The organism is Cellvibrio sp. QJXJ (assembly GCF_024452345.1).
GTDB lineage: Bacteria > Pseudomonadota > Gammaproteobacteria > Pseudomonadales > Cellvibrionaceae > Cellvibrio.
This window is the reverse complement of the sequence record NZ_CP101662.1, coordinates 3978511-4005022: the sequence shown is the minus strand read 5'-3', so window position 1 is coordinate 4005022 and position 26512 is coordinate 3978511. Positions and strand designations below refer to the sequence as shown.

24 protein-coding genes and 1 tRNA gene are annotated in these 26512 nt (G+C 50.6%); 6 read left to right on the top strand and 19 right to left on the bottom strand.

All coding sequences use genetic code 11. The annotated features are described in order from the left end of the window. Nucleotides 1-8: 8 nt before the first annotated feature. The 11 genes from infB to bioB form a co-directional block, all read right to left on the bottom strand. Nucleotides 9-2786: a translation initiation factor IF-2 gene (gene infB, locus NNX04_RS17325; protein WP_007645218.1), complete on the bottom strand. Its 2778-nt coding sequence runs from the start codon at nt 2784-2786 to the stop codon at nt 9-11. 60 nt (nt 2787-2846) lie between these two features. Beyond that, nucleotides 2847-4328 carry a transcription termination factor NusA gene (gene nusA, locus NNX04_RS17320; RefSeq protein WP_007645220.1) on the bottom strand — a complete coding sequence of 494 codons (1482 nt, stop codon included), beginning with the start codon at nt 4326-4328 and terminating at the stop codon, nt 2847-2849. A gap of 111 nt (nt 4329-4439) precedes the next feature. Continuing rightward, nucleotides 4440-4937, bottom strand: coding sequence for a ribosome maturation factor RimP (gene rimP / locus NNX04_RS17315; protein ID WP_007645222.1), 498 nt, complete (start codon nt 4935-4937; stop codon nt 4440-4442). Between the two features lie 294 nt (nt 4938-5231). Beyond that, a tRNA-Met gene (locus NNX04_RS17310) sits at nt 5232-5308 on the bottom strand. 151 nt (nt 5309-5459) lie between these two features. Next, the gene (locus tag NNX04_RS17305; RefSeq protein ID WP_261946599.1) at nt 5460-6392 is read right to left on the bottom strand and encodes a putative metalloprotease CJM1_0395 family protein; all 933 of its coding nucleotides are present in this window, start codon (nt 6390-6392) and stop codon (nt 5460-5462) included. Nucleotides 6393-6436: 44 nt separating this feature from the next. Then, the gene (locus tag NNX04_RS17300; protein WP_151055988.1) at nt 6437-6694 is read right to left on the bottom strand and encodes a hypothetical protein; all 258 of its coding nucleotides are present in this window, start codon (nt 6692-6694) and stop codon (nt 6437-6439) included. A 170-nt stretch (nt 6695-6864) separates the two neighbouring features. Further along, a complete protein-coding gene (locus tag NNX04_RS17295; RefSeq protein ID WP_261948416.1) occupies nt 6865-7539 on the bottom strand; it encodes a DUF2459 domain-containing protein in 675 nt (224 codons plus the stop codon). Between the two features lie 46 nt (nt 7540-7585). After that, complete coding sequence (bioD, locus tag NNX04_RS17290) at nt 7586-8281, bottom strand: dethiobiotin synthase (RefSeq protein ID WP_261946598.1); 696 nt, start codon at nt 8279-8281, stop codon at nt 7586-7588. After that, nucleotides 8274-9824 (bottom strand): malonyl-ACP O-methyltransferase BioC, encoded by a 1551-nt coding sequence (gene bioC / locus NNX04_RS17285; RefSeq protein WP_261946597.1) that lies wholly within the window; start codon nt 9822-9824, stop codon nt 8274-8276. The genes bioD and bioC overlap by 8 nt, the downstream gene beginning before the upstream one ends. Further along, entirely contained in the window at nt 9817-11010 is a 1194-nt protein-coding gene (bioF, locus tag NNX04_RS17280) for an 8-amino-7-oxononanoate synthase (RefSeq protein ID WP_261946596.1), read from the bottom strand. Before bioF ends, bioC begins: the two co-directional genes overlap by 8 nt. A gap of 64 nt (nt 11011-11074) precedes the next feature. Beyond that, nucleotides 11075-12133 carry a biotin synthase BioB gene (bioB, locus tag NNX04_RS17275; protein ID WP_261946595.1) on the bottom strand — a complete coding sequence of 353 codons (1059 nt, stop codon included), beginning with the start codon at nt 12131-12133 and terminating at the stop codon, nt 11075-11077. Between the two features lie 170 nt (nt 12134-12303). Between bioB and NNX04_RS17270 the strand changes: the two genes are divergently transcribed. The 6 genes from NNX04_RS17270 (at nt 12304) to gcvH (ending at nt 17937) form a co-directional block, all read left to right on the top strand. Then, nucleotides 12304-13011: a ComF family protein gene (locus NNX04_RS17270; protein ID WP_261946594.1), complete on the top strand. Its 708-nt coding sequence runs from the start codon at nt 12304-12306 to the stop codon at nt 13009-13011. A gap of 179 nt (nt 13012-13190) precedes the next feature. Then, on the top strand, nt 13191-14612 hold the full coding sequence (locus NNX04_RS17265) for a S1C family serine protease (RefSeq protein ID WP_261946593.1): 1422 nt from the start codon (nt 13191-13193) through the stop codon (nt 14610-14612). After that, nucleotides 14609-15658, top strand: a complete 1050-nt coding sequence (locus tag NNX04_RS17260) for an FHA domain-containing protein (RefSeq protein WP_261946592.1) — start codon at nt 14609-14611, stop codon at nt 15656-15658. The genes NNX04_RS17265 and NNX04_RS17260 overlap by 4 nt, the downstream gene beginning before the upstream one ends. A 20-nt stretch (nt 15659-15678) precedes the next feature. Then, the gene (locus NNX04_RS17255; RefSeq protein WP_315973056.1) at nt 15679-16242 is read left to right on the top strand and encodes a YbhB/YbcL family Raf kinase inhibitor-like protein; all 564 of its coding nucleotides are present in this window, start codon (nt 15679-15681) and stop codon (nt 16240-16242) included. A 127-nt stretch (nt 16243-16369) separates the two neighbouring features. Next, a complete protein-coding gene (gcvT, locus tag NNX04_RS17250) occupies nt 16370-17458 on the top strand; it encodes a glycine cleavage system aminomethyltransferase GcvT (protein ID WP_261946591.1) in 1089 nt (362 codons plus the stop codon). A gap of 86 nt (nt 17459-17544) precedes the next feature. After that, nucleotides 17545-17937 (top strand): glycine cleavage system protein GcvH, encoded by a 393-nt coding sequence (gene gcvH / locus NNX04_RS17245; protein WP_007645254.1) that lies wholly within the window; start codon nt 17545-17547, stop codon nt 17935-17937. 73 nt (nt 17938-18010) lie between these two features. Here the strand turns inward: gcvH and NNX04_RS17240 are convergent, their stop codons facing one another. The 8 genes from NNX04_RS17240 to NNX04_RS17205 all read right to left on the bottom strand — a co-directional run bounded on the left by NNX04_RS17240 (nt 18011) and on the right by NNX04_RS17205 (nt 26443). Then, nucleotides 18011-19723, bottom strand: a complete 1713-nt coding sequence (locus NNX04_RS17240) for an AAA family ATPase (protein ID WP_261946590.1) — start codon at nt 19721-19723, stop codon at nt 18011-18013. A gap of 21 nt (nt 19724-19744) precedes the next feature. Continuing rightward, nucleotides 19745-20830, bottom strand: a complete 1086-nt coding sequence (gene aroB / locus NNX04_RS17235; protein ID WP_261946589.1) for a 3-dehydroquinate synthase — start codon at nt 20828-20830, stop codon at nt 19745-19747. A 124-nt stretch (nt 20831-20954) separates the two neighbouring features. Further along, entirely contained in the window at nt 20955-21470 is a 516-nt protein-coding gene (aroK, locus tag NNX04_RS17230; RefSeq protein WP_007645259.1) for a shikimate kinase AroK, read from the bottom strand. Next, nucleotides 21470-23614, bottom strand: coding sequence for a type IV pilus secretin PilQ family protein (gene pilQ / locus NNX04_RS17225; RefSeq protein ID WP_261946588.1), 2145 nt, complete (start codon nt 23612-23614; stop codon nt 21470-21472). Before pilQ ends, aroK begins: the two co-directional genes overlap by 1 nt. A gap of 36 nt (nt 23615-23650) precedes the next feature. Continuing rightward, nucleotides 23651-24175: a pilus assembly protein PilP gene (locus tag NNX04_RS17220; protein WP_007645261.1), complete on the bottom strand. Its 525-nt coding sequence runs from the start codon at nt 24173-24175 to the stop codon at nt 23651-23653. Continuing rightward, nucleotides 24172-24789 carry a type 4a pilus biogenesis protein PilO gene (locus tag NNX04_RS17215; protein WP_007645262.1) on the bottom strand — a complete coding sequence of 206 codons (618 nt, stop codon included), beginning with the start codon at nt 24787-24789 and terminating at the stop codon, nt 24172-24174. Before NNX04_RS17215 ends, NNX04_RS17220 begins: the two co-directional genes overlap by 4 nt. Continuing rightward, entirely contained in the window at nt 24789-25376 is a 588-nt protein-coding gene (locus NNX04_RS17210; RefSeq protein WP_007645263.1) for a PilN domain-containing protein, read from the bottom strand. Before NNX04_RS17210 ends, NNX04_RS17215 begins: the two co-directional genes overlap by 1 nt. Beyond that, nucleotides 25376-26443: a pilus assembly protein PilM gene (locus NNX04_RS17205; RefSeq protein ID WP_315973055.1), complete on the bottom strand. Its 1068-nt coding sequence runs from the start codon at nt 26441-26443 to the stop codon at nt 25376-25378. The genes NNX04_RS17210 and NNX04_RS17205 overlap by 1 nt, the downstream gene beginning before the upstream one ends. Nucleotides 26444-26512: the final 69 nt, after the last annotated feature.

Here is a 26512-nt window from a genome sequence, read left to right as displayed (position 1 = left end):
CGCCGGGCTTAGAGCTGGCGCGCCACCTCTTTCACTTCGTATACTTCGATCTGATCGCCGACTTTTACGTCGTAGTTCTTCACGCCGATACCACACTCAAAACCATTGCGCACTTCGGCAACATCGTCTTTGAAACGACGCAAGGATTCGAGTTCGCCGGTGAAGATCACCACGTTGTCGCGCAGTACACGGATCGGCTTGTTACGCGATACGGTACCCTCAATCACCATGCAACCAGCAACCTGGCCGAATTTCGGCGAATTGAACACTTCACGTACATTGGCGATACCAACTATGGTCTCAACACGCTCTGGATCAAGCATACCGCTGAGCGCTGCTTTCACTTCGTCCAGCAATTGGTAAATGATGCTGTAGTAGCGAATATCAACACCTTCAGACTCCGCCATGCGACGGGTAGTGCTGTCGGCGCGCACGTTAAAGCCAACAATGATGGCACCGGAGGTAATCGCCAGGTTCACATCATTTTCGGTAATGCCGCCGATACCGGAAGAGATAATGTTCACTTGTACTTCATCGTTACCAATGTCGTTGAGTGACGCCATGATCGCTTCGAGTGAACCGCGCACATCCGCTTTAACCACAACTGTCAGATTTTTCTTCTGACCCGCTTCCATATTGGAGAACATGTTCTCCAGCTTGGATGCCTGGAAGCGTGCAAGCTTCTCTTTACGCTCTTTCTCGGCACGGAATTGGGCAACTTCACGGGCTTTACGCTCGTCAGTCAGCACCACAAAATCATCGCCAGCGCTTGGTGCGGTATCCAGACCCAGAATTTCAACCGGGGTAGATGGACCGGCTTCAGTCACTTGCTGACCGCGCTCGTTGCTCATCGCACGCACACGACCATAACTTTGACCGGCAAGGATCAAATCGCCCTGCTTCAAAGTACCTTGTTGCACAAGGATGGTGGCAACAGTACCGCGGCCTTTATCGACACGCGCTTCAATCACCACACCTTTAGCCGCGGCACTTGGTACCGCATGCAATTCCAGCACTTCGGCTTGCAACGAGATAGCTTCAAGCAGCTCATCAATACCCTGGCCTGTGTGCGCCGACACTTGGATAAACTGGGTATCACCGCCGTAGTTTTCAGGGATAACACCCTTCACTACCAATTCATTAGTTACACGGTCCGGATCAGCAGAAGGCTTATCACACTTGTTGATTGCAACAACGATAGGCACACCGGCGGCGCGGGCGTGAAGAATCGCTTCTTCAGTCTGCGGCATAACACCGTCGTCCGCAGCCACTACCAGAATCACCACGTCAGTTGCCTTGGCACCACGGGCGCGCATTGCGGTAAACGCGGCGTGACCGGGAGTGTCGAGGAAGGTGATTTCGCCGCGTGAAGTCGATACACGGTAAGCACCGATATGCTGGGTGATGCCACCGGCTTCGCCCGCTGCCACTTTGGCTTCGCGGATGTAGTCGAGCAGCGAGGTTTTACCATGGTCAACGTGACCCATTACGGTAACTACCGGCGCGCGCTGTACCAGATCACCTTCGGTTTCGAGGGATTTTTCCAGTGCGTGTTCAATGTCGTTTTCGCTGACCAGAACCGCCTGATGCCCCATCTCTTCAACCAGCAGCACCGCAGTGTCCTGATCGATCGATTCGTTCATCGAGGCCATCACGCCCATCTTCATCAGGCGCTTGATCACTTCACCCACTTTAACCGTGAGGCGCTGTGCCAGTTCTGAGACCGCAATCGTTTCCGGCACATTCACTTCGTGCACAATTTTAGTGGTCGGCTTTTTAAAGGCGTGTTTGTTGTGCTTTTTATGGCTGGCGCGCAAATGACTGCGACGGGCTAAAACATCGCTGTCTTCACCATCATCAGCAACAAAATCAAGCAATTCCAATTTGGGGTTCTTTTTGGACGGCGCGCCCTTTTTAACAGCCTTGCCAGCACCACGTTTACTGCGCTCTGAATCATCATCGATATCATCCGCTTTGTGATGACTCTTTTTGTGACCATGGCCGTGACCGTGTTTGGTATCTTCTTTGTCGGCCGGTGGAGCAATAATCGCAACCGCTGGCTTGCCTTTGGCTGGGCCGCGCGCATCGGGACGAGCGGTTTTAGCAGGTGCTTGACCCGCTGATTTCTCCGCAGGCTTCTCGGTGCGAACCGGATTGCGCTTGGCTTCTTCGGCGGCGCGTTTTGCATCTTCTTTTGCTTTCAGCTCAGCTTGGCGTGCAGCTTCTTCCGCCTGGCGACGCTCAATAGCAGCGCGGCGTTTTTCTTCGATGCCATCGGTAAATGAAATGCGATGGGAAGGTGCCTCCACTGCAACAGAGGCATCAGCCACTTCAGCGACAGCCGCTGGCTCAGGTTCGGGCACCACTACTGGCTCAGGCTCGGGCACAACTTCTGCCTGAACCACTACCGGCTCGGGAATAGCTTCAATTACTGCCGGCTCTTGCTCAGCTTCAGGGGTATCAAACGTTGCCGATTCAGCCACTTCATCCTCGCGCTTGATGTAAGTGCGCTTTTTACGCACTTCAACATTCACGGTTTTCTTTGCATTACCCGTACCGGTTTTAATGGTAGTGGTGATTTTGCGCTGCAAAGTGATTTTGGTTGGCTCACTGGCGGCCTCGCCATGACTGGTCTTCAAAAAAGTCAGCAAACGCTGCTTCTCATCGTCCGAAACTTTTGCGTCCGCATTCTTGTGATGCAAACCCGCTTCTTGCATTTGCTTGAGCAAACGCTCTACCGGTGCACCTATCGATTTGGCGAGTTCGTTAACGGTTACTTCTGCCATTGTTTTTCCTCAGGGATTGTTCGTTGCCTACAGGGTTTTGCTCACAGGAGTGGCTCACTCTTAGGCAAACCAGGGCTCGCGCGCTTTCATAATCAGTGCGGCGGCACGAGTCGCATCAACACCTTCTATATCCAATAAATCATCAATGGATTGCTCAGCCAAATCTTCCATAGTGACTATGCCGCGACTAGCCAAACTAATTGCCAGCGCCTCATCCATACCTTCCATACCCAACAGATCTTCTGCCGGTGCAACACCTTCGATACGCTCTTCCGATGCCAAGGCTTGTGTCAGCAAGGCATCTTTGGCGCGCGCACGCAATTCTTCGGCGATAGTTTCATCAAAACCGTCAATGGCGAGCATTTCTTCCAGCGGCACATAGGCAACTTCTTCGAGCGTAGTAAAACCTTCTTCGACCAATACACCAGCGATATCTTCATCCACATCCAACGCATTCATAAACATGCTGATGTAACTACCCGATTCCGCTTCTTGCTTGGACTGCCATTCAGCAACGCTCATGACATTGATATTCCAGCCGGTCAATTCGCAGGCAAGACGCACATTTTGACCACCGCGACCAATTGCCATTGCGAGGTTATCTTCATTGACAGCGAGATCCATTGAGCCAGCATCTTCATCAACCACAATGGATTCAATTTCGGCAGGTGACATAGCGTTGATAACAAATTGCGCCGGGTTATCGTCCCACAACACAATATCAACACGCTCGCCACCCAACTCGTTAGATACTGCTTGTACGCGCGAACCGCGCATACCGACACAAGCACCCACGGGATCAATACGACCGTCGTTGGTTTTTACCGCAATTTTTGCGCGCAAACCGGGGTCGCGTGCCGCGCCTTTAATTTCAATCACCTCTTCAGCAATCTCAGGCACTTCGATTTTAAACAGCTCCACCAACATTTGCGGATTGGAGCGGCTCAACAACAATTGTGGCCCACGCGCTTCAGTGCGAACTTCCAGCAACAAGGCGCGGATACGATCGCCCATGCGGAAAATTTCACGACCAATCAATTGATCGCGCGGCAAAATACCTTCGGCGTTATTGCCCAAATCGACAATAATGCTGTCGCGCGTAACTTTTTTCACAGTACCGCTAATCAACTCACCCATACGGTCGCGATATTCATCAACCATTTGCGCGCGCTCGGCTTCGCGAACTTTTTGCACAATAACTTGTTTGGCAGTTTGCGCTGCAATGCGACCAAATTCCGCATTTTCAATTTTTTCGCGATAGATATCGCCCACTTTAAGGCCGGCATCTTTATCGCGTGCTTCATCCAGATACAACTGGGTACCCAGTTCCGCCATTGCATCATCAGCAACAACTTCCCAAATGCGATAAGTGTCGTAATCACCGGTAGTGCGATTAATAGCAACTTCGATAGTTGAGTCTTCATCAAAGCGTTTTTTGGTGGCAGTAGCGAGTGCAATTTCAATCGCCTGGAAAATTAATTCCTTATCAACACCCTTCTCATTTGATACCGCATCAGCGACCAGCAAAATTTCTTTGTTCATTGGTTTGCCTCTGTTAACTCCTCAAGCCAGTGAAGTGCGCACACCCACCAGATAAATGACGTTTTCCATCTCAATTCGCGGCAAAATGATTCTTGCAGCGATTTATTACAATTACTCTTTATCGTCGAGCAAATTATGCTGGCGCATTAGATCGTCGTAGCGCGGCTCAACATTCGCCTTATCGATGGTATCGATAGACAATTGCACCTCTTTATTGTCGACCAATAAAAACACATCACCATTTTCCACTTTGGTCACAACACCTTTAAAGCGGCGACGCCCATCGCGGGCAATACGCATACGCACACTGATGGTTTCACCCACATAACGTACATACTGCGACTCTTTATAAAGTGGGCGATCCATTCCCGGCGATGAAACCTCCAGGGTGTACTCGCCATCAATGGGATCTTCAACATCAAACACACTGCTAATCTGGCGACTCACACGCTCGCAATCTTCCAGCGATACACCGTTAGGGCCATCAATGAAGATGCGCACAGTGGTGTAACGCCCCTGCGTCAAATACTCCAATCCCCACAGTTCACAGCCCAACGCCGTAGTAACCGGGGTAATCATTTGTTCTAACAATTCTTGCTTGGATGCCATGCTTTAATCCGCAATAAACCAGGCCTGCAAAAGTAGCAGCCCAAAAAACAAAAATGGGCACAAGGCCCATTCGAACGATTACTTCATTCATCACCCAGGCCTGCGTGATGGGGCTTAGCCCAGAGACGACAAACACAAAAACAATAAATACAAAAAAGCCCCATAAAGGGGCTTCTCGACTTGAATCTGCTTTATAACAAAGCAAATTCAATACTTCTTGTTATTGGCGAGAAACGGGAGTCCCTTATCTCAACCTGTTTCTTGTCAAACAATCTAACAAGAAGCAAAGAATTTTGGTTGCGGGGGCAGGATTTGAACCTACGACCTTCGGGTTATGAGCCCGACGAGCTACCAAGCTGCTCCACCCCGCGACTGAAACTCACAATTGCTAACTGCTCAAGTGAGGCCGCGAATTATAGGGAGACACCCATGTGCGGTCAAGAGATATTATAGCTAAATGTAAATAAAACCCGTATGCGCCGCTTTGTTGTGCGATCTGTTTAAAAAGCTAACAAAAACGCGTTAAACAGTTTTATTTAACAAACTTCCCACGGTAGGGCCAGCCTCAAACACACCAATTTCTAACAGGCGGCGGTTGATATCGATATTGCGCCGGGCAGTTTCGTTAAACAACTCCGCGCGCGCCTGGCGCTGATCCAACTGACGCTGCTCAGCCTCAAAGCGCTGCTGGTCAGCCTGTAGGCGCTGCTCTTCTTCGGCCAAGCGCTCTTTTCTGGCCTCAGCTTCTTTTTCTGCCTCGGCGCGCTGAGCCTCAGTCTGCCGGGTATCCGTTTGACTGGATTCATCGACCGACGCAGCTTGGGTATCACCCCGTGCTTCCGCTGTTTGCTGCTCGGATTCAATCGCCTGCTGCTGGCGCAATTCGACACGAGCCTGCTGCTCCATTTGTGCAGCTTGTGCGGCGACGCGTGCATCCTGTGAGGAAGGCTCAGCCGGTGCATTGGCAGCACGGCGAATTTGCTGTGCTTTGCGCAGTGTCGCTTCAGGATCGCCGGGAATAGGACTGGTATCAATTTGCACTTCACCGCCGATGGCATAACTTACGCCATCGGGGCCGCGCTGATAGGTATAACTGGTACCGCGCGCATATTGACCGGCCACCGATGCATGAGCCTGCTCATGAGCGCGAACTTCGCGGTCACGCGCGGCCAATTCCTGAATCTGTTCACGCTCAGCTTTTAACTGTTCATCGCTGCTGGCGTTTCTTGATTGTGCTTCCTGAGCACCGCGTTCAACGCGGTCGCGCTCGACATCATCGTTAGGGCGCTCATCGGGAAAGCGACGATTGAGAGTACGCCCCGACTCCGCCAGCTGCTCTGCCGGGCGGAAACTGGACGATTTAAGATCTGTACTTTCCTGACTAACAGGTGCACGCCCCACCGGCGCAAAGGGCGCTATGGTATTGGCGAAGCTAGAAGGAATACTACTGATCACTCAGATCACCTCACTCAGCATCTTTCCGGCACAAGCCTTCAGCACTAGGCCCTCACATCCAGCAATGTGCCAATCATTTCATCAGCCGCCTTAACCACTTTGGCCGAGCTATCAAATACCTGACTTTGCACTTTGAGATTCACCAGTGACGACGCGAGGTCTTGCGACTGGGAGTTAGCGGCGGGGGCATCCGCACGCTGGGTAGTACCCGCCTGCGCAATCTGCTGCGCCGACTGCAACATGGATGACTGGCTTTTTTGCATGCCAATCAACCCTTGGTTGACTACAGAACCTACGTCCATCCGCTTACCCTCTTAAATAATGGATGACAAGGAAGCCGCCTTGGACGCACCTTCCCCACTATTGAAGGTAAGTCTACGCCAAGAATGAATAAAAAACAGCCAGAATTGCCGCCTGAATTGGCATTTTTAAGATGAGTTGGATGTAAAAAACGAAACAATATAACCGTCAATTATTCTGCTGTTGCCAAAGAACCCTGCTCAATTAAACCGAGTGATTGCTGATAGTTGGAGATAAAACGAGCCTGCTCAAATACACTTTGTGCGGTGAGCTGCAAGCCGCTGCGCACCGGCAATTTTGCCGCTTGTAGTGCGCGACCACTCCAGGTATTGCAGTTGCTAAATAGTCCGTAGTCGCCGCTGGACTGATAAAAATGGCCGGTATCTGCTGCATAGGAAGGCAGGGGAATTATGTTGCCGGAGGCATCCAGCGCAAAGGACTTATCGAGGTAGCGAATCAACCGGCGCATCCCTTTATCGCTAATAGCGATCGCTACGCGGGTATCAGGTGGAATTTGTCCAAAGGGCGATTGCGTGTAGGTGAGAACCTGCAGCGCGGAATAATCCGAAGCCAGCAGCGCCTTGGTCGCCGCACCGAAGGATTTGCTTTTGCCGGTGAAATAATCGCCATCACCCCAGCCGATGCGCACAAACTGCTGGCCGGCAGCCTCCGCCTGCAAATGTTGGCTGTAACGGGAAACGGTGGCGGCCTCCAGCATAATGCTGGTGTGCCATTCGCGATAAATAAAATAGAGTGTGTGCTCAGTATTGGCGATAGGAATTTTTTGTTTGTTGGGCATACTGCTGCAGGCCGATAAAACCGGCAGCAACAATAAACAAAACAACATTCGCACTGAGTGACTCATCATTATCCAGTTAGCGTTTGAGCGACAATTAATTGCTAAATAAATGCGCGACAGATTCAGTGTGCAATGCCGCCGCCACTGCCTTGGGCTGTGCCGCATCCAACCAGGGTACAACTCCCAAACAGGGGGCGGGAATACGCGCGGCCAAACTTTGGATATTTTCCTGCAGTACCGGCATGTCCGCATCAACACAATTGGCGACCCAACCGGCGAGGGTTAAACCGTCGTTGCGAATGGCCTCCACGGTGAGCAACGCGTGATTGATACAGCCCAAACGCACCCCCACCACCAAAATAACCGGCAGACGCAAAATGCGCGCAAGGTCAGCCATGGTTTCGCTTGGATTTAAGGGTACACGCCAGCCGCCTGCACCCTCAATAAGCGTGACATTAGCCTGATGTAAACTGCCACGACAAAAGCCCGCCAAACGATCCGCCGAGAGCACACGCTTCTCCTGCTGCGCCGCGATATGGGGCGCGATAGCGGCCTCCAACGCAATCGGATTAATTTGTTCGTAGACCATGGTTTCGGTGATAACGGATTGCAGCAAGAGTGCATCTGCATTGCGCAAACCGCTGTCAGTTTTTTCACAGCCCGCCGCAACCGGTTTTAACGCGGCAGTGGTCAGCCCGAGATTTTTTGCCGCAACTAATAAACCAGCCGCGACCAATGTTTTACCCACATTGGTATCAGTACCGGCGATAAAAAATGCTTTTTTAGCCATGGGATTTGTCTGCGCTCGATTGGGTAGCGGATAAATAAATAACATCGTAACTGGCAGGCAAACCCTGCGCAGTACGAAACTGTTCGTAAGCATTTTTAAAAGCCAATAAGCGCGCACGACTGGTAAGCCCTTCTGGTTTACCGCTATTAATATTGTGCGCGCCGAGCGCTTTTAGCTCGCGGGTTAAATCTGCCACGCGCGCAAAATAAAGTACCCGCTCTTGTGCCTGCAACTGTTCCAATTGCAAGCCGCCCTGCGCTAGCGCAGCGATTAATTCACCAACCGGCTGAAAGCGATTAACGTGCACATAATTATCCACTGTTTGCCACGCTGCTTTTAATTCATGCAGCGTAGCGGGGCCAAGTGTAGCGATATGGACGCGACCACCCGGCTTTAATACACGCTGCAATTCCGCCATTAACTGCGACAGATTATTGCACCACTGGATCACCAGGCTGGAAAAAATGACATCGACACTGTGATCGGCCAGCGGCAAATTTTCCGCATCGCCACACAGCCACTGAATCGCATCGGGCAGAGTGTTGCGCGCAAAGTGCAACATGCCCTCCGCCAGATCCAAACCAATCACTTGCGCCTGTGGGTAGCGCTGGGCGAGCCGGGCGGTAAAAAAACCGGTACCGGAACCTACATCCAGAATGCGGGCATTCGCAGGCAAATTCTCTGGCAACTGCAGAAAAAGTTCAGCGCCCACATCGCGCTGTAATTGTGCGACTGAATCATAAGTTGCAGCGGCGCGACCGAAGGATTGGGCGATCTTTTTTTTATCTAACAGCGTCGGTGTTTTTACTTGCGAAAATTGCGGCGATAAAAAATCAGTCACCGCACCAATCACCGCTTGCGGGCGACTCCAATGCAGTGCGTGGGCGGTATTTTCTAGCACCACAATCTGCTGCTGCGAATTCAATTCCACCATCGCTTCTGCGGCAGACACTGGAACTAACGCATCGTTTTCGGCGAGCAGATGCAACCCCGGCACGGTTAATTGCGCAAATGCAGCGCGATTATCCAGCTGCGCTAATAGCTCCAGCGCTTCTAGCCAATTCGGATTTATTTCGCCGGTTTCAGTGCGGCGCAATTGTTTGAGTAATGCGCGTTCGTGCTCATCGCCCTGCGCTAACAAACCACCAAATACTTTTAAACTTGCCTGCGGATCTTGCGCAAAGCTGTTATTGAAATTGTTATTTATCGCAGGCGGCATCGCTGATCGGTAATCGGCCGTCGCGACAAATTTAAGATTGGCCGCGAGCGAAATAACGCCGCTTATTTTTTGCGGGTAACGCACCGCCAATTGCACCGCTAGCATTCCGCCCAACGACCAACCCATAACAACTGAATTTTGTGGTAGTTGTGCAGCAATTTTATCGAGCACTGCATCCAACGAAAATTCCGGCAATACCGGACTTGCGCCGAAACCGGGCAAATCAATCAAGGTAACAGTGGCGATATTTTGCAGTGCGGGCATTAGCGGCTGCCAGGTGCGGCTGTCGCAGCCCCAGCCGTGAATTAATACCAGGTTACTCATGCGCCGCCTCGCCCCCAATTCCCCGCATGATTTCTGCCAGCGCTGTCAATAGTTGATCCACCTGCGCAATACTGTGCTCCGCCGAAAAAGTAATACGCAAGCGCGAGCTACCAACAGCCACTGTCGGCGGGCGAATCGCAATAATTAAAATGCCGCGCTCCGCGAGTTTTTGCGATATCAATAACGCATTTGCTTCATCACCGATAACAATTGGCTGAATGGGCGAGAAGGAATCCATTAATTGCAAATTCAGTGCTTGCGCGCCCGCACGAAAATGCGCAATTAATTTATTAAGATGCTCACGGCGCCAGTGCTCGGTTTGAATTAAACGCAAACTCGCACGCGTGGCGGCAGCAACTGCTGGCGGCATAGCCGTGGTGTAAATATAGGGGCGCGCAAATTGGATCAGGCTTTCAACTAGCGTTTCGCTGCCTGCGATAAAAGCGCCAAAACTGCCTGCCGCTTTGCCGAGTGTACCCATTAAAATCGGCACATCATTTTGGGTTAAACCAAAATGTTCACAGCTGCCCGCACCGGTTTTTCCCAGGCAACCAAAACCGTGCGCATCATCCACCATCAACCAGGCATTATTTTTTTGTGCGAGGGCGGCAAGTTCAGGCAGCGGCGCGCAGTCGCCATCCATACTGAATACGCCGTCGACCACAATTAATTTTCGTTGCACATCAGTTTTATCCAAACGATTTTGCAAATTTTGCAGATCATTGTGCAAAAATCGCTGGAAGCGCGCACCGCTTAATAAACCCGCGTCCAATAAACTGGCGTGATTTAAGCGATCCTCAAATACTGCATCGCCCTGCCCGACCAACGCGGTAATAGCGCCCATATTGGCCATGTAGCCGGTGGAAAATAACAGTGCGCGTTCACGGCCGGTAAATGCCGCCAATTCTTCTTCCAGCGCGTGATGCTCACTTGAATGCCCCGCCACTAAATGCGATGCACCACTTCCAACACCAAATTTTGCTGCCGATGTTTGCAGTGCAGAAATCACCTCCGGGTGATTGGCCAGCCCTAAATAATCGTTACTGCAAAACGCGAGGTAATTTTTTCCGTCAACAACAACTTGTGGCGCTTGCGGTGACTGCAATAGTTTGCGCGTGCGATACAAATGTGCAGCGCGGCGTTCAGCAAGGGCAGGAGCGAGAGTTTGATCGAGATGAGAAGACATGAATGCAGTACATGTAGGGCGGCTTAGCGCAGCAAGCCGCCATTGAGAGAAGACAAAATGCGAACTATTTTGCGGCGTTGTAAAACATCGAATCCAGTGCGGCTTCTTGCAGTTTATTGACTATCACCGCTTCCTGTTCGCTTTCATCTTCATGCACTTCGTAAGCTTCGGGTTTGATGCCGAGCTTTTTAAACAGCTGCATGTCTTTGTTGGCTTCGGGGTTGGGTGTAGTCAGCAATTTTTCGCCGTAGAAAATCGAGTTGGCGCCCGCAAGGAATGCCATGGCCTGCGTCTGCTCGTTCATTTGTTCGCGACCGGCGGACAGGCGCACATGGGATTGCGGCATAAGAATACGCGCGACGGCGATGGTGCGAATGAAATCGAGCGGGTCGAGATCGGCTTCGTTTTCCAGCGGGGTGCCGCCTACTTTTACCAGCATATTGATGGGCACAGATTCAGGGTGATCGGCCATATTCGCCAGCTGTTGCAACAAACCTGCACGGTCGCTTTCCTCTTCGCCCATACCGACAATACCGCCACAGCAGACTTTCATGCCCGCCTTGCGCACATTGGCGAGGGTTTCCAAGCGGTCTTGATAGGTGCGAGTGGTGATAATTTCGCCGTAGTATTCAGGCGAGGTATCGAGGTTGTGGTTGTAGTAGTCAAGACCAGCATCGGCCAGTTCCTGCGCCTGATCCTGATCGAGCATACCCAAGGTCATGCAAGTTTCCAGACCCAGTTCTTTAACGCCTTTGACCATAGTGGTCACGTAGGGCATGTCTTTGTTCTTGGGCGAGCGCCAGGCCGCGCCCATGCAGAAACGGGTTGCGCCGGAAGCTTTGGCGGCCTTGGCTTCTTCGATAACCTTTTCAACTGCCATCAATTTTTCGCGCTCAAGGCCGGTGTCGTAACGGGCCGATTGCGGGCAATAGGCGCAATCTTCGGGGCAGGCGCCGGTTTTGATCGAACAGAGCGTACTGACTTGCACCTCATTGGGGTTGAAGTAGGCGCGATGTACACTTTGCGCCTGAAACATCAGGTCGCTAAAGGGCAGTTCAAACAGGGCGAGAATTTCGGCGCGTGTCCAGTCGTGGCGAATGGTGGGGGCAAAGCTGGCGTTCATAAAAAGGCGTCCATAGGTTCCGGAAACAGATAACCGCATCTTAACGGAGAGGTAAAAGCTGTCAACCAAAAAAACTTTTTTGGTTGACTAATCACTTTTGACAAAGACTAAACCACTATCGACAATGAACAGCTCGGGCGCTCGACTCACACACAATACAAGGACTCTGTATGTGGCACTTGCTTAAAAATGGCTTCCAACGATTATTTCCCCAGCCGTGCCTGCTCTGCGGCCAAACCAATAAACACAGTATCTGCAGCGAATGTGAGCGGTCACTACCACGTTTAGATCAAAACCGCTGGCGCTGCGCACAGTGCAGTATTCCACTGGCTAGCGATGCCCCCTTGTGCGGCCACTGCATGCGCCAACCGCCGGCGTTTAGCCAATGCTGTATTCCTTACAAATACAGCCATCCACTCGACTTTTTGATCCATCAATTCAAATACCGGCGCCAGCTGAGTAGCGGCAAACAACTCGCCCAACTCTTGCTGCAACACTGCCAGCAAGTAACACGACCGGATTTTGTGGTGCCGGTGCCCATGCATTGGCGCAAGCGCTGGCAGCGCGGATTTAATCAAAGTGAACTACTGGCCTACCCTGTCGCTCACGGATTAAAACTGCCAGTGGTGAATGCATTACAGCGCCGACAACACGGCCACTCGCAAAAAGGTCTTAGCCGACGCGAGCGGCAGGGCAATTTACGCCGCGCCTTTGAGATCACCCCCAAATATCGACCGCTGTTAAAAGGTGCACATGTGGCGCTAATCGATGACGTGGTAACCACCACGGCAACGGCGCGCTGTTTAAGCGAGCTGCTGATCAAAGCGGGCGCGGCGCGGGTGGATGTCTGGGCGCTGGCGCGCACGCCCGATCACTAAACAGATGAACCCTGCAGCGCGGGGTTACGTAAATCACCGCGAATACGTAAAGCAGGGATAAATCCTGCGCTATACACCTACCGGGGGTGATAGATTGTCGCTACTATTCGTCATAGCTTCATTTTCACCTAATGCCCTCCATGAGTGCATTATCACCAGCCGATAACCTAAGGACATTCATGACTACTTCGCACCGCCTGCTGGCCTGCGCGCTCTCCTTGGCGAGCTGCCTTAGTATTCCCGTGTTGGCGCAGCTCAACCCGCCCACCAGTGCCGCAGCCCCAGCCACAATAGCTTCCACTCCGGCACAACCTTCATCAACTGCGCAGCAACTGTATGCCGCGGCGCAGCAGGATCTGTTGCAACTGCGCGTTTTACTGAAGAACGGCAATAGCCAATCCTCCGTGGGGTCGGGCTTTTTGATTGGTACTTCTAATTTGGTGGTAACCAACTTTCATGTCATCTCGCAAATCGCGCTGGAACCAGATACCTACTTTGGCGAATACAAAGACACCCAGGGAAAAAGTGGTGCCATTGAACTGCTGGCGGTGGATGTACTGCATGATTTGGCGATAGTGCGCATTGCCCGGAATGGTACTGGCTTTTTTAACGTTCCCCACGCAGCAGGCGACAGCCAACAGCCGCCGCTTGAGCGCTTGAGCCAGGGTGAAAAACTTTACTCCCTCGGCAACCCGCTGGACTTGGGTTTTACCATTTCTGAAGGTACTTACAACGGCATCAGCGCGCGCGGGTTTTCCGATCAGCTGATGTTTACCGGCCCGGTTAACCCAGGCATGAGTGGCGGCCCCAATGTAACCGCCGACGGTCAGGTAGCCGGGGTAAACGTGGCTCATCGCCGCGATGGTGAATTGGTGAGTTTTTTGGTGCCCGCAATCTACGTGCAGCAATTACTGGCGCGCGTCACCAGTGAGATGACAGCGCCCACCGATTTCAAACCCATCATTGGTGAGCAGTTATTACAGCATCAGTCAGCAATGGTAGACACCCTGCTCGACAAACCTTTCAGCATCAAACAACTCGGGCCCTATTCGGTACCGGTGCGCGAATCCGATCAAGTGCGCTGCTGGGGCAACTCCGACAGCTCAGCCAAAAAAGCCTATACCGTTGCAAGTATCAACTGCTCCATGGAATCGGCCATTTTTGTCTCCGGTGATTTGCAGACCGGCCATGTGACCATGCGTCACCAATATGCGCGTAATCGCAAACTCAACAGCCTGCAATTTTCCCAATTGGCCAGCCAAATGTTCGCCGATCAGGTCTATAGCACCGCCAAAAGTGACACCATTACACCCGCCGCCTGCACCGAGAGTTTTGTGACCCACAACGCTATTTCGCTGCGCGCCTTGGTGTGCACCGAGGCCTATCACAAATTCAAAGACCTTTATGACTTTACCCTGATTACCGCCAGTACTGACGATAGCCAAATGAGCCTGCAAAGCCTGATCAATATCCAAGGCGTGTCCTATGCCAATGGCACGCGTTTAATCGAACAATTTATTCAGGGCATTGATCGCCGCCGCTCAGAACCGGACGCCACCACCACGATTACACCGACTGACAAAACGGAGGTGTCGCAATGAACCGCCTTTTGTTTGTTGAGCAGCTGACCGCGGATGGCGAGGTACTTCATCGCCACAAATTGACCCAATTACCCATTCGCATAGGCCGCGCCTATGACAACGATATTATTCTCGATGACCCGCACACCGCAGCGCATCACGCCCAGATTGAACTCAATCAATTAGATGAACTGATCATCAATGATCTGGACAGTTTTAACGGCATCACCCGCGCCAATCATCGCGAACGCTTTTTTGTAGTAGATGGGGATGCGGTGTACCGCTTGGGCCATACTCGTCTGCGCATTCGCACGCCGGATTACCAGGTCGCGGCCGAGCAAACCGACTTTACCAATCACCGCTGGGAAGGTTTGTTACCAGCGTTTGCCGGTTTGGTATTGCTCGTGGCAACCGGCCTGCTGACCACCTGGCTGAGCGATTTGAATCAGGGCACACTCAGCAAATACCTGCTCGAACTGGTCAGCGTGATCGGTTTTGCGCTGGGCTGGAGCGGCATCTGGGCCATCTTTAGCAAACTTCTCAACGGTCAAGCGCGCTTTGGTCGCCACTTGTTTATTGTGAGTTTGGGGCTTGCAGGGCTGGAACTGTGGGACTACCTGAGTAGCATGATCGCCTATGCCTTTAGCTGGGAGACCTTGGCGCATTTCACAGTGCACCCGCTGATTTTTATCTGCGCGATAACCCTCTACTTCCACATGCGCACCGCGGGCAACAAACGGCCCGGACGTCTGAAACTTTATTTGCTGGCACTGGCGCTGGCTGGCTCGGGCATCTCCATGACCAAGCAATATCAGGCCAGCAATCACTTGGGCGATGCGCTTTACCTGAGTCAACTTTATCCGCCTGCTTTGCGTATCAGTCGCGATGTGAGTTTGGCGGAATTTATGACCGACATTGACTCACTCAAAGCCACAGTGGATAGCAATCGCAAAGACAGCAGTGATGAAGATGGCCCGAAAAAAGAGGAAGGCGCCACTCAAAGCAGCAGTGCTGCATCCGGTAATAGCAGCAGTGCCGCTATAACCAGCACGCCAAGCCAACCATAATTGTTTACAGGAGATCACCGATGATCAACAGAAATTTATTCAGCGTCGTAGTGGGATTAGTGGGCAGCCTGTTTATTAACGTCGCTATGGCTGCGGATTTTGCACTCTCCAGCCCCAGCATCAAACCCGGCGCAACACTCACCGCCGATCAGGTATTTAATGGTTTTGGCTGTACCGGCAACAATATTTCGCCCGAATTGTTATGGACCAATGCACCGCAAGGCACCAAAAGCTATGCACTCACCGTTTATGACCCTGACGCACCAACCGGTTCAGGCTGGTGGCATTGGGTGGTCTATAACATTCCGGCCAGCGCCAATAAAATCGCCGCTGGTGCCGGTACAGTGGATGGCAAAAACCTTCCAGCAGGCAGCGCCCAGGGACGCACCGATTTTGGCAGCACTGGTTTCGGTGGCGCCTGCCCACCGGTGGGCGATAAACCCCATCGCTACATTTTTACGTTGCATGCGCTCAGCACCGAAAAACTGGAGATCCCCGAAGGCGCAACTGCCGCACTTATCGGTTATATGATCAACGCCAACCGCATCGACCAAACCAGCTTCACCGCCTACTACGGCCGTTAATTCCGCGTTTATTTCAGCTTAATGCCGGCGCTTTAACCAGCACCGGCATTAAGTCGTTGGACAGCGTGGCAGCGGGCGCCTAAAATGCGCGCCTTTCTTAACCCCCCCTCCTCTGCAGGTAAAACCCATGGGCAATAAAACCGCTCTCTACGCCACCCATCAAGCCATGGGCGGAAAACTGGTGGATTTCGGCGGCTGGGACATGCCACTGCACTACGGCTCGCAAATTGAAGAGCACCACAAGGTGCGTCAGACCGCGGGCATGTTTGATGTGTCACACATGACGGTAGTGGATGTCACCGGCAGCCAAGCCAAAGCCTATCTGCAATATTTGCTCGCCAATGATGTCGCCAAGCTCGATGGCAACCTGGGTAAAGCTCTCTACAGCGGCATGCTCAACCACGAGGGTGGTGTGATTGATGACCTGATCGTGTACAACCTGGGCGATTGGTATCGTGTGGTAGTGAACTGCAGCACGCGCGAAAAAGATTTGGTCTGGATGAACAACATCGCCGCCGATTTTACCGTCACTCTTACCGAACGCCCGGAGTTGGCGATGATTGCCGTGCAGGGCCCGAACGCCATTCGTATTGCGTCATCAGTAGTCACTGCCGAGCGTGCCGCGATTATTGCCGATCTGAAAGTATTCCAGGGATTACCTGCTGACGGCTGGTTTATTGGCCGTACAGGTTATACCGGTGAAGACGGTCTGGAAATTATGCTACCCAATGAACAGGCTCCCGCTTTTTGGCAGGCATTGGCGGATGCAGGTATCGCTCCTTGCGGTTTAGGCGCACGCGACACCTTGCGCCTTGAAGCAGGGATGAATCTCTATGGCCACGAAATGGATGAGACCGTATCACCCTTAGCCGCCAATATGGGCTGGACCATCGCCTGGCAACCACTGGAGCGCAACTTTATTGGCCGCCCGATATTGGAGGCCCAAAAAGCAGCAGGTAACAGCCACAAACTGGTGGGATTGGTACTGCGCGAACGCGGTGTATTGCGCGCCGAGCAAGTGGTCAGCATAGAGGGCTGCGAGGAAAAAGGCGTAATCACCAGCGGCACATTTTCACCCAGCTTGGGCTATTCTATTGCTCTGGCGCGTGTACCCCGCAGCATCGGCAGTCACTGTCAGGTAGAGATGCGCGGCAAGCAAGTTACCGTTGAGGTAGTTGCCCCGAATTTCGTGCGCCACGGCAAAGCGCTCATCTAATACCGTTATTTACGCTGCTGATTTGAAATGAAGCAGCATCGACACTAAGATCGTACAACGTTAAAAATTTTCACAGGAAAACAATCATGAGCGATATTCGCAAAGAACTGAAATACCTTAGCAGCCACGAATGGGCGCGTGTTGAAGAAGACGGCACTGTGACCATCGGGATTACCGATCACGCTCAGGACGCCTTGGGCGATGTTGTTTATGTGGAAACACCGGAAGTGGGTTCGCGCGTAGCCATCGGTGAAGAAGCGGGCGTAGTGGAATCGGTAAAAGCCGCCTCCGACATCTACTCACTGGTATCCGGTGAAGTTGTTGCGGTGAACGAAGCGCTGCAAGATGCTCCCGAAACCGTCAATAGCTCACCCTATGATGACGGCTGGTTTTTCCGCGTAAAACCTGATGATTTGGCAGAGCTGGACGAAGCCATGGATGCTGCGGAGTACCGCGAACTGATCGAAAGCGAAGATTAATCGCGAGCACATACAACCGATAAAAAACGCGGCTAACGAGCCGCGTTTTTTTATGCTGTCGCCACAATAATTATCACAGTGCGGCTTTGATTTCTGCCTGAATAGTTTTTACATCCCGTGGCCAGGGGCCTGCATCACGCTGTGCCGCTGGCAAACGACCAATCGCCTGACGAGCCTCAGCGGAGCTGGCAAAACGACCCGTAATCACGACAAACCAATCATTGCCCTGACGTTTGCTTTTAAACATCAACAACTCGCTTTTATTGGGCTGGGCAGCCATATAATCCAGCGCTGCTTTACGGTTGCTCACACCCAAAAGTTGCACTGTGTACTCGGAAGCACCCCACGCCAGAATATTTCGCTCTTGCTGGCTTGCAGTGGTTGCCAAGGGTTTTTTCTCCACCGGTTTGGATACAGGCTCGACTGCAACAGGCTGGGGTTCCGGCTTAACCGGTGCGGGCGCCACAACAGTTGGCGCTGCCTCAACAACAGGTTGTTGGGGTACGGTTGCCGTGGGAGCGCTGGACGTGACCTCTGGCTTTTTCACCGAGGTGGTTGGTAATTGCGCCAAAGGTACAACCTCTTCGCGCGCAAATTCATTGCTAGCCTGGGTTGCCGAACCTGTCGATTGTGCTTGGGCATTCTGGGCTTGAGCCTGTTGGGCAGCCATTTGATTGGGTTGGTGTGGCTGAGGCAGACTCTGCAGCAAAGGCTGTACCGGGGTGTTCGTTGACGTCAACTCAAGTGCACTACTGCTCACAGCCTGACTGGTACTTGGAGCCAATGCGGGCGCAACCACCACAGGAGCGACTGGTTTATCCTCATCCCCCATGTAAAGGAAAGCCACCCCCACCACAGCAATCAACAATGCAATCGCAATAATATGGGCAACTGGTAAAGAGCGTTTATCAAATGTCAATTTTGGCGTAACTGATTCCAGCAGACGCTCCTGCGCACACTCGTGCAGAATACCCAAGTGCCCTTGCGCCTGGCGCCACCAAGGGTCCACCATTGACTCACTAAATATTTCTGGCCCGAGATAATCCGCCATCTCCATTCGGAAATTTAGATAGTCGACCGATTCTGCAAGGCTGAATGGTTGCAGGTAAAAATCATTAATGAGTAAAGTTTCCGGGCTTGCTCGTTCCAGACGACTCATTAATGATGGTTCGGCAAATAAGGCGAGGTGCAAGCGATTTTGCTGGGGGAAATTGTTAAGCAGCGCCGTAAGCACGGCGAGGGTCTGGTCATCGAGCAGCTGGGCGTTATCAACCACCACTACCGCCAAACCTTCCTCCTCAACCATAGCCTCTTCGGCAATAAATGCTTCAATCGCCGACAACAAGTTTTCCACCGAAGGTAATGGACCAGCATTAATGCCAAATGTCTGAGCAATAACGGCCAATACCTGCTCAAGATTCTGCGCTGATTGCAGACTCAGAAAACAGATCTGATCCTGATCTGACAAGGAATCCATGAACGCGTGTGCAGTGCGGGTTTTACCCACGCCCGCTTCACCAGATACCACCAATACACTGTTGCTAAATTGGCAGAGGTGCAACAACTGATCAAGTAATTGGCGCCGACCCGCTCCGGTGAATAGAGGAAAAGAATAATCCTGTGCAAAAGGATCTTCAGACAAACCATAACGTTGACGATAATCAGCCAATAACTGCTCATCACTCGACGTATCGGGCAAATCAAACAAGTAGCCTTGCTGACCGGCAGGCCGATCAAGAATGCGACTATCGGGTTGGGCGCGCAAAGGTGAGTCTCCTGTCATCATCAATTCTCTCTCTGCCCCCAATTACGAATCTGCTCTGCAGGCATCGAAAGTCTGCAGTAACATCGCCAGATCTATATCACTGGTAGTGATGGCTTTACCCATTGACTCAAGTAATACCAAACGCAGGCGACCATCCAACACTTTTTTATCCACCCCCATCAATTCCATAAACTGTTCAGGGCTCATGTCTGCCGGCGCTTTGGTAGGAAGATTGGCGCGAGTTAATAAATCGATAATCCGCGTTAGCTCAGCAGCACTAATTGCACCACGTCGCCAGGAGAGATCTGCCGCCATCGCCATACCAGCAGCGACAGCCTCACCGTGTAACCAATTGCCATAACCCTGAGCAGTTTCAATGGCATGGCCAAAGGTATGCCCCAAATTCAGAATTGCGCGCAATCCACCTTCGCGCTCATCCTGGGCAACAACAGCCGCTTTATTTTCGCACGAGCGCTGTACTGCATAACTCAAGGCCGACACATCACCGCGCATCAACGCATCGATATTATTTTCCAGCCACACAAAAAAATCATAATCAGAAATTAAACCGTATTTGATAATTTCGGCGATACCCGCCGAGAGTTCGCGCGCCGGCAACGTGGACAGCAGCGAGATATCGGCAAGCACACATTGCGGCTGGTAAAAAGCGCCGATCATATTTTTGCCCAACGGATGGTTCACGCCGGTTTTACCACCAACCGATGAATCGACCATAGACAATAGGGTTGTTGGTATCTGAATAAAATCCACACCGCGCTGGTAACAGGCCGCAGCAAAACCAGTCATATCACCAACCACACCACCCCCCAATGCAATCAGTGTAGTAGTACGATTGTGTCGCTCTTCCAATAAAGTATCAAAAATACCAGCCCATACCTCTAATGTTTTATGGCTCTCACCATCAGGCAATATCACCTGACTAACCTGATAAGTTGCAAGCGCTGCACAGAGGTTATCCAGATACAGGGGCGCGACCCGATCATTAGTCACCACACAAACCTGACGCCCACGAATATGTTTAGTGAGCAATTCAGATTGCGACAATAACGCTTCGCCAATATAAATCGGGTAACTGCGATCATCCAAATTAACGGTTAAAACCTGCATAACACTTGCCCTGCACAGCAAAATAAATAAAACAGCACTTTATCATAAAGTGCTGTTCGAGATAAAAAGGGAACGAAAAGTAAAACCGAACAATCCTGAAGAAGGCATCAAAAGAAAAGGGGCCCTAGGCCCCTTGTACGAGTGATGCAATTTCTTGAGCGACCGTTTTCGGTGAGCGCCGATCTGTATTCACCACAAAATCGGCGGCATCACGGTACATGGGGTCACGCAATGCCAGCAGGTCGATAATTTTTTGGCGAGGATTTTCAACCTGTAACAGAGGGCGCTTTTTATCACGCGCTGTACGCTCAACCAACTGATCGATAGAGGCCGTCAAATAACAAACGAAACCAGATTGCTTCATTAACAAACGATTTTGATCGCGCAACACAATTCCGCCACCAGTTGCAATCACCGCATCCTGCTCACCGGCAAGCTCTTGTAGCACGGCTGTTTCTCGCTCACGAAAACCCTCCTCGCCTTCCATATCAAATATCCATGGAATATCGGCACCAGTGCGCTCTTCAATGACGCGATCACTATCACGGAAACTTAAATTGAGTTCGGCCGCCAAGAGGCGGCCGATTGTAGATTTACCGGCCCCCATGGGGCCGATCAGAAACACATTAGTTTTTTGCATCAGTTTGACAGAGTATCCGACATCAGTTTGGGGGTAACAAAAATCAACAGCTCAGTTTTGAATTGATTATCAATGGTCTTCTTAAACAGACGCCCCAAGTAGGGTATATCACCTAACACCGGAACCTTGTTCTCACCTTTGGTTCCCTCTAAGGAGAATACCCCGCCCAGCACGACCGTTTGACCATTGTTAACCAAAACCTTAGTCTCCAAACGAGTGATATCAACCGTAGGCACACCAGATGGAGTATTCGCTCCTATAGAATCTTTCCACACAATCAAATCCATAATTATGCGATTGTCAGGTGTAATCTGCGGTGTAACTTCTAACTTCAATACTGCTTCACGGAACCCAGTTGTAGTACCACCACTAGGGGCAGTTTCTTGGTATCCAATTTCCTTACCTGACTTAATAATCGCTAATTGTTTATCACTGGTGATAACTTTTGGCTGCGACACAATTTCTGCGTAGCCCGAATTTTCCAAGGCACTCAACTCTAAATCAAGATAGGTGTTATCAGTCAGTACACCAATTGCAGCAGAGGCATAGGGATTAGCAACTGCAAGATCGACAACATCAGCTTCATTTAAATCGAATGAATTGCCATCAGCAGGATCAGAAACGAACCAGTCACGTGGGCTGGTACCATCAGTATCATCTAGTCCCTCTCTTGATCCGGCAAAGTCAATAATTCTGCTGCCAGGTTTTTCATTGTATCCAATGCCGCCCCAACGAACGCCAAGTTCGCGCTGAAAATCAGTGTTAGCGATAACAATTCTTGCCTCAATCATTACCTGGCGAATTGGAATATCAATTTGATCCACCAAACGCTTAAATGCTTCAATACGCTCTGCGGTGTCAGTAATGATAATTGAGTTGGTTCGCTCATCAACAACACCTTGGCCACGCTCTGAAAGTACGCTGCCCGTTGCCCGGCTACCACCACTGCCGCCACCAGAACCACCGCCACCGCCTTCCCCGCGAAATAGTTCAAACATCTCCTTCGCATTGGCATAGCGCACACGAATGTATTCCGTGCGGAGTGGTGCAAGCTCTTCCAGTTGCTTCTTGGTAGTAATTTCCTGACGCTCACGCTCTGCAATTTCTGCGGCAGGTGCAACCATTAGCACATTACCAACCTGGCGTTTATCGAGGCCTTTGTTTTTAAGAACCATCTCCAAGGCTTGATCCCAAGGTACATTTTGTAAGCGCAAAGTAATTCGCCCTTGCACGGTATCGCTAGCAACCAAGTTCAAATCAGTAAAGTCAGCAATAATCTGCAATACAGCACGAACTTCAATATCTTGAAAATCCAAAGATAATTTTTCGCCCGTGTATTCAAAATCTTTCTTCTTCTCAAGCTTTTCTTGCTCGGTTAACGGTTTAATACTAACTACATATTCGTTATCCGTCTGATAAGCCAAATAATCGAAATCTCCGCCTGCCGCAATATTTAAAACAGCACTCTCGCCTTCTTGGCCAGCACTCACCAAAGACACTGGAGTAGCAAAATCCACCACATCCAGACGACGTCGCAGCTCTGGAGGAAGCCATGCATCCTTGAATGTCAAACGCACTCCCGCTCCAGTTCCAACCATATCAGCGGCCACTTTAGGGTTAGAGAGTGAAATAATTATTCGCCCTTCGCCTGCAGTACCACGACGGAAATCAACATTGGTAATCCGGTTTTGGTTAGCTACGGGATCTGCCTCTTTGAACCCATTTTTCTGCGCTATCTCAACAGATGGACGAATGGATTTTTGTGCGTCAGCAGCCTTTGCAGCGCCAACTTCGACGATAAAACTATTGCCATCTGTGCGGGTGGTATAGGGAGCCAGCGCATTGAGATTTAAAATCAAGCGCGTACGCCCATCGCTGGTCAGCACCATAGCACTTTGGCCATTATCGACCGCCAAGGGATAACGGCGCTCCTTTAATGCACTAATGGCATCAGGAAAATCGAGCACGATACGTGCAGGCTTTTCAATGGTGTAGCCCTGTGGCATTTGAGGCGGAGAATCAAATGCCATGCGCACTTCAAAACGCTCACCTGGTAACTGAAAAAAATCTATGTCAGTTAAGGTGTTAGCCATAGAAAATGGCGCAGCAGCAAAACCAACCAAGACCAATAGAAACTTACGCATATTCAACCCCGGAGTGAATAGAGCACACATGTCCGCTTATTCCTTCTCTTCTAATTTAATAATTCTGGGACGTTCAACCCAACCATTTGATCCATCACCAACGATTTCCATAATTTCAATCTGCGATGGACTAGTTGTAATAATTTTGCCGTGATTCAATCCGAGATAATTACCGATGGTTACGGGTACAACGTCACGCTCACCGTTATCAATTAATGCCCACAATTTACCTGCTTTTTCTACAGTACCTACCATCTTGAGTGCAGTAACGTTGAAACGCTCAAGAAATTCTTTTTCCCTGGTTAAATCAGGCACCACTGTACGCCCACCTTTAGCCGCTGTCTCATCAACAGGAATCGGTTTTTCAAATGGGCTACGAAGTGTCATAGCACTATATGCAAATGGCTGATAGGGGCTAAAAGTTGGCAATGGTTCAATTTGCCCTTTTGGACGCCGTTTGGCCTCCTCCATAAAGTCAATTAAATCCTGATGAGATGACTGACCACAGCCGACCAGCAAAAAAGCACCCAGTAAGGGAAGGACACACAGAGGCTTTTTCATTTGGCAGCCTCCTGGGATTTATAGCGATAAGTTTTAGCTACGATTTTCATGTTCAAGGTTTTATTCTCTTTAGATGAGCTTATAGAGAAGTCATGTAAAGTTACTATCCTTGGCATACCCGCAACACCGCTAACAAAACCGCCCATGTCGTGGTAACCACCATCGACCGTAATATCAATAGGCACTTCGATGTAATATTCAGCAACAACATCAGGCTGGAAGTTAATATTGACATTAGTCAGACCGCTCTCACCTGCACGAGTCCCTACATCCTCGAGCAATCCGGGCACTTCTGTTTTTGCTGGCAGCCGGGACAAGAGCGAATCAAACGTAACCTTCATCTCCTCCATTTGAGCTTTATAAGCATCAAGGTTTGCGGCCTCAAAGCTACGCTTCTCAAATGTGGATCTGAGTGTTGTTTCCTGTGCAATGACAGATTGCAACTGCATATTAAGATCACTGATTTTTAAGTAATAAGTTCCCGCAAATATTATGCACAGCAGCAAAATACAAACGAAAACCTTGGCTGGCCAAGGCCATACACCCGCCTTATCAAAATCTATGTTATTGACATCAAACTCTTTGAGCTGATCAAGTGTTTCCTGAAATGACATTACTGGGCACCTCCTGCGGTTTGAGCAGCTTCAGCCAGCGGATCGACTGGCGCGGAGGTCTCCACTGTCATCTTAAATATACTTGCATCGTCACCTTCGCTGGGAGCCGCATCGACCGATATCAAATTATGGGACGCATACCAATCGGATGCCTCAAGATTCCTCAAAAAACTGGCAATACGATTATATGATTCAGCCACACCCTCTATGGTTACCAACTTGTCTTTACGCTCAATTTTGGTCAACCACACGCCGTCGGGGATTGCTCGCGCCATCTCATCAAAATAACGAACGATAACCGGACGCGTACCTTCTAGATCAGTAATCACTTTTATGCGAGCCAAAAGATCATCGCGCACTTTTTTGATTTCACTGATTTCTTTGACCTGTGCATCCAGTTTGGCAATTTCTTTATTCAATAATTGATTGCGTGCGTTTTGATTTTCTATTGCGGACTGAACACTGGACACCCAGAAATAGGCCCCCAATAAGCCAACCACTACTACAGCAACTACGATACCAATGAATTCACGCTTCTTTTCTTCGCGATAGGCCTGACGCCATGGTAATAAATTAATCTTTGCCATTAGTCAAAACTCCTCATCGCCAGCCCGGTAACTATCATCAGAGCAGGCGCATCATTAGCCAAAGACACTGCATTGACTCTGGAGGACACTGACATTCTGGCAAAAGGATTAGCAACCACAGTTTGTGTTCCCAGCTTTTCTTCTATCAACCCGACCAACCCTTCCAGGGAAGCAACACCTCCCGCAAGAATGATGTAATCGACATCGTTGTATTGGCTGGCAGAGAAAAAGAATTGAAGTGAGCGAGTAACTTGTTGCACAACGGCATCTTTGAAGGGAGCCAAAACTTCCATTTCATAATCATCAGGCAATCCGCCCTGTTTTTTAGCGAGACCAGCCTCTTCGCGGGACAAACCATAGCGACGCTGTATCTCTTCAGTAAGCTGGCGGCCACCAAAAAGCTGTTCACGGGTGTAAACCGTTTTTCCATCAACCAGCACGCTCAAGGTGGTCATGGTGGCGCCTATATCGATAATCGCCACAACCTGCCCTTCCTGATCCTCAAGCTGTTCGGCGATCAACTCAAAAGCACGCTCCATGCAGTAGGCTTCAATGTCGATTTTTTCAGCAACCAAATCTGCATCATTCAAAACCTGCTGGCGCACATCGACATTTTCACGACGGCAAGCAGCCAACAAAACTTCTACTTGATCCGGGTTGCGCGGAGATATGCCCTGAACCTCAAAGTCGAGCATCACTTCTTCAAGGGGGAAAGGAATATATTGATCTGCCTCAGCCGCAATTTGGCTCTCCATGGCGTCATCACTCAAGTCCATCGGCATATCGATCATTTTGGTGATCACCGCCGAGCCTGCTACCGCAACGGCGGCGTGCTTCAACTTGGTTTTGGACTGTTTGACCATAGAGCGAATGACCTCTGCAACTGCGGCAGGGTCGGCGATGTTTTTCTCAACCACCGCATTTGGAGGAAGTGCTTTTACGGTATAGGACTCAACGTGGTAGCGATCGCCGATGCGATTGAGTTCAAGCAATTTAACCGAGGTTGAACTGATGTCCAACCCGATTACCGGTTTTGCCTTCTTTTCTAGGAAACTTAAAATGCCCATTTTTCTATCTATATCCGTAACTTAGACGTTGTTTATGTTATAGCACTTTAACTTAAGCCTGCAACAAAC

What these genes read in the sequence shown, in the direction of transcription:
- infB (WP_007645218.1), bottom strand. Translation starts at nt 2,786, where the DNA reads ATGGCAGAAGTAACCGTTAACGAACTCGCCAAATCGATAGGTGCACCG.
- nusA (WP_007645220.1), bottom strand. Translation starts at nt 4,328, where the DNA reads ATGAACAAAGAAATTTTGCTGGTCGCTGATGCGGTATCAAATGAGAAG.
- rimP (WP_007645222.1), bottom strand. Translation starts at nt 4,937, where the DNA reads ATGGCATCCAAGCAAGAATTGTTAGAACAAATGATTACCCCGGTTACT.
- NNX04_RS17300 (WP_151055988.1), bottom strand. Translation starts at nt 6,694, where the DNA reads ATGGACGTAGGTTCTGTAGTCAACCAAGGGTTGATTGGCATGCAAAAA.
- NNX04_RS17295 (WP_261948416.1), bottom strand. Translation starts at nt 7,539, where the DNA reads ATGTTGTTTTGTTTATTGTTGCTGCCGGTTTTATCGGCCTGCAGCAGT.
- bioD (WP_261946598.1), bottom strand. Translation starts at nt 8,281, where the DNA reads ATGGCTAAAAAAGCATTTTTTATCGCCGGTACTGATACCAATGTGGGT.
- bioC (WP_261946597.1), bottom strand. Translation starts at nt 9,824, where the DNA reads ATGAGTAACCTGGTATTAATTCACGGCTGGGGCTGCGACAGCCGCACC.
- bioF (WP_261946596.1), bottom strand. Translation starts at nt 11,010, where the DNA reads ATGTCTTCTCATCTCGATCAAACTCTCGCTCCTGCCCTTGCTGAACGC.
- bioB (WP_261946595.1), bottom strand. Translation starts at nt 12,133, where the DNA reads ATGAACGCCAGCTTTGCCCCCACCATTCGCCACGACTGGACACGCGCC.
- NNX04_RS17270 (WP_261946594.1), top strand. Translation starts at nt 12,304, where the DNA reads ATGTGGCACTTGCTTAAAAATGGCTTCCAACGATTATTTCCCCAGCCG.
- NNX04_RS17265 (WP_261946593.1), top strand. Translation starts at nt 13,191, where the DNA reads ATGACTACTTCGCACCGCCTGCTGGCCTGCGCGCTCTCCTTGGCGAGC.
- NNX04_RS17260 (WP_261946592.1), top strand. Translation starts at nt 14,609, where the DNA reads ATGAACCGCCTTTTGTTTGTTGAGCAGCTGACCGCGGATGGCGAGGTA.
- NNX04_RS17255 (WP_315973056.1), top strand. Translation starts at nt 15,679, where the DNA reads ATGATCAACAGAAATTTATTCAGCGTCGTAGTGGGATTAGTGGGCAGC.
- gcvT (WP_261946591.1), top strand. Translation starts at nt 16,370, where the DNA reads ATGGGCAATAAAACCGCTCTCTACGCCACCCATCAAGCCATGGGCGGA.
- gcvH (WP_007645254.1), top strand. Translation starts at nt 17,545, where the DNA reads ATGAGCGATATTCGCAAAGAACTGAAATACCTTAGCAGCCACGAATGG.
- NNX04_RS17240 (WP_261946590.1), bottom strand. Translation starts at nt 19,723, where the DNA reads ATGATGACAGGAGACTCACCTTTGCGCGCCCAACCCGATAGTCGCATT.
- aroB (WP_261946589.1), bottom strand. Translation starts at nt 20,830, where the DNA reads ATGCAGGTTTTAACCGTTAATTTGGATGATCGCAGTTACCCGATTTAT.
- aroK (WP_007645259.1), bottom strand. Translation starts at nt 21,470, where the DNA reads ATGCAAAAAACTAATGTGTTTCTGATCGGCCCCATGGGGGCCGGTAAA.
- pilQ (WP_261946588.1), bottom strand. Translation starts at nt 23,614, where the DNA reads ATGCGTAAGTTTCTATTGGTCTTGGTTGGTTTTGCTGCTGCGCCATTT.
- NNX04_RS17220 (WP_007645261.1), bottom strand. Translation starts at nt 24,175, where the DNA reads ATGAAAAAGCCTCTGTGTGTCCTTCCCTTACTGGGTGCTTTTTTGCTG.
- NNX04_RS17215 (WP_007645262.1), bottom strand. Translation starts at nt 24,789, where the DNA reads ATGTCATTTCAGGAAACACTTGATCAGCTCAAAGAGTTTGATGTCAAT.
- NNX04_RS17210 (WP_007645263.1), bottom strand. Translation starts at nt 25,376, where the DNA reads ATGGCAAAGATTAATTTATTACCATGGCGTCAGGCCTATCGCGAAGAA.
- NNX04_RS17205 (WP_315973055.1), bottom strand. Translation starts at nt 26,443, where the DNA reads ATGGGCATTTTAAGTTTCCTAGAAAAGAAGGCAAAACCGGTAATCGGG.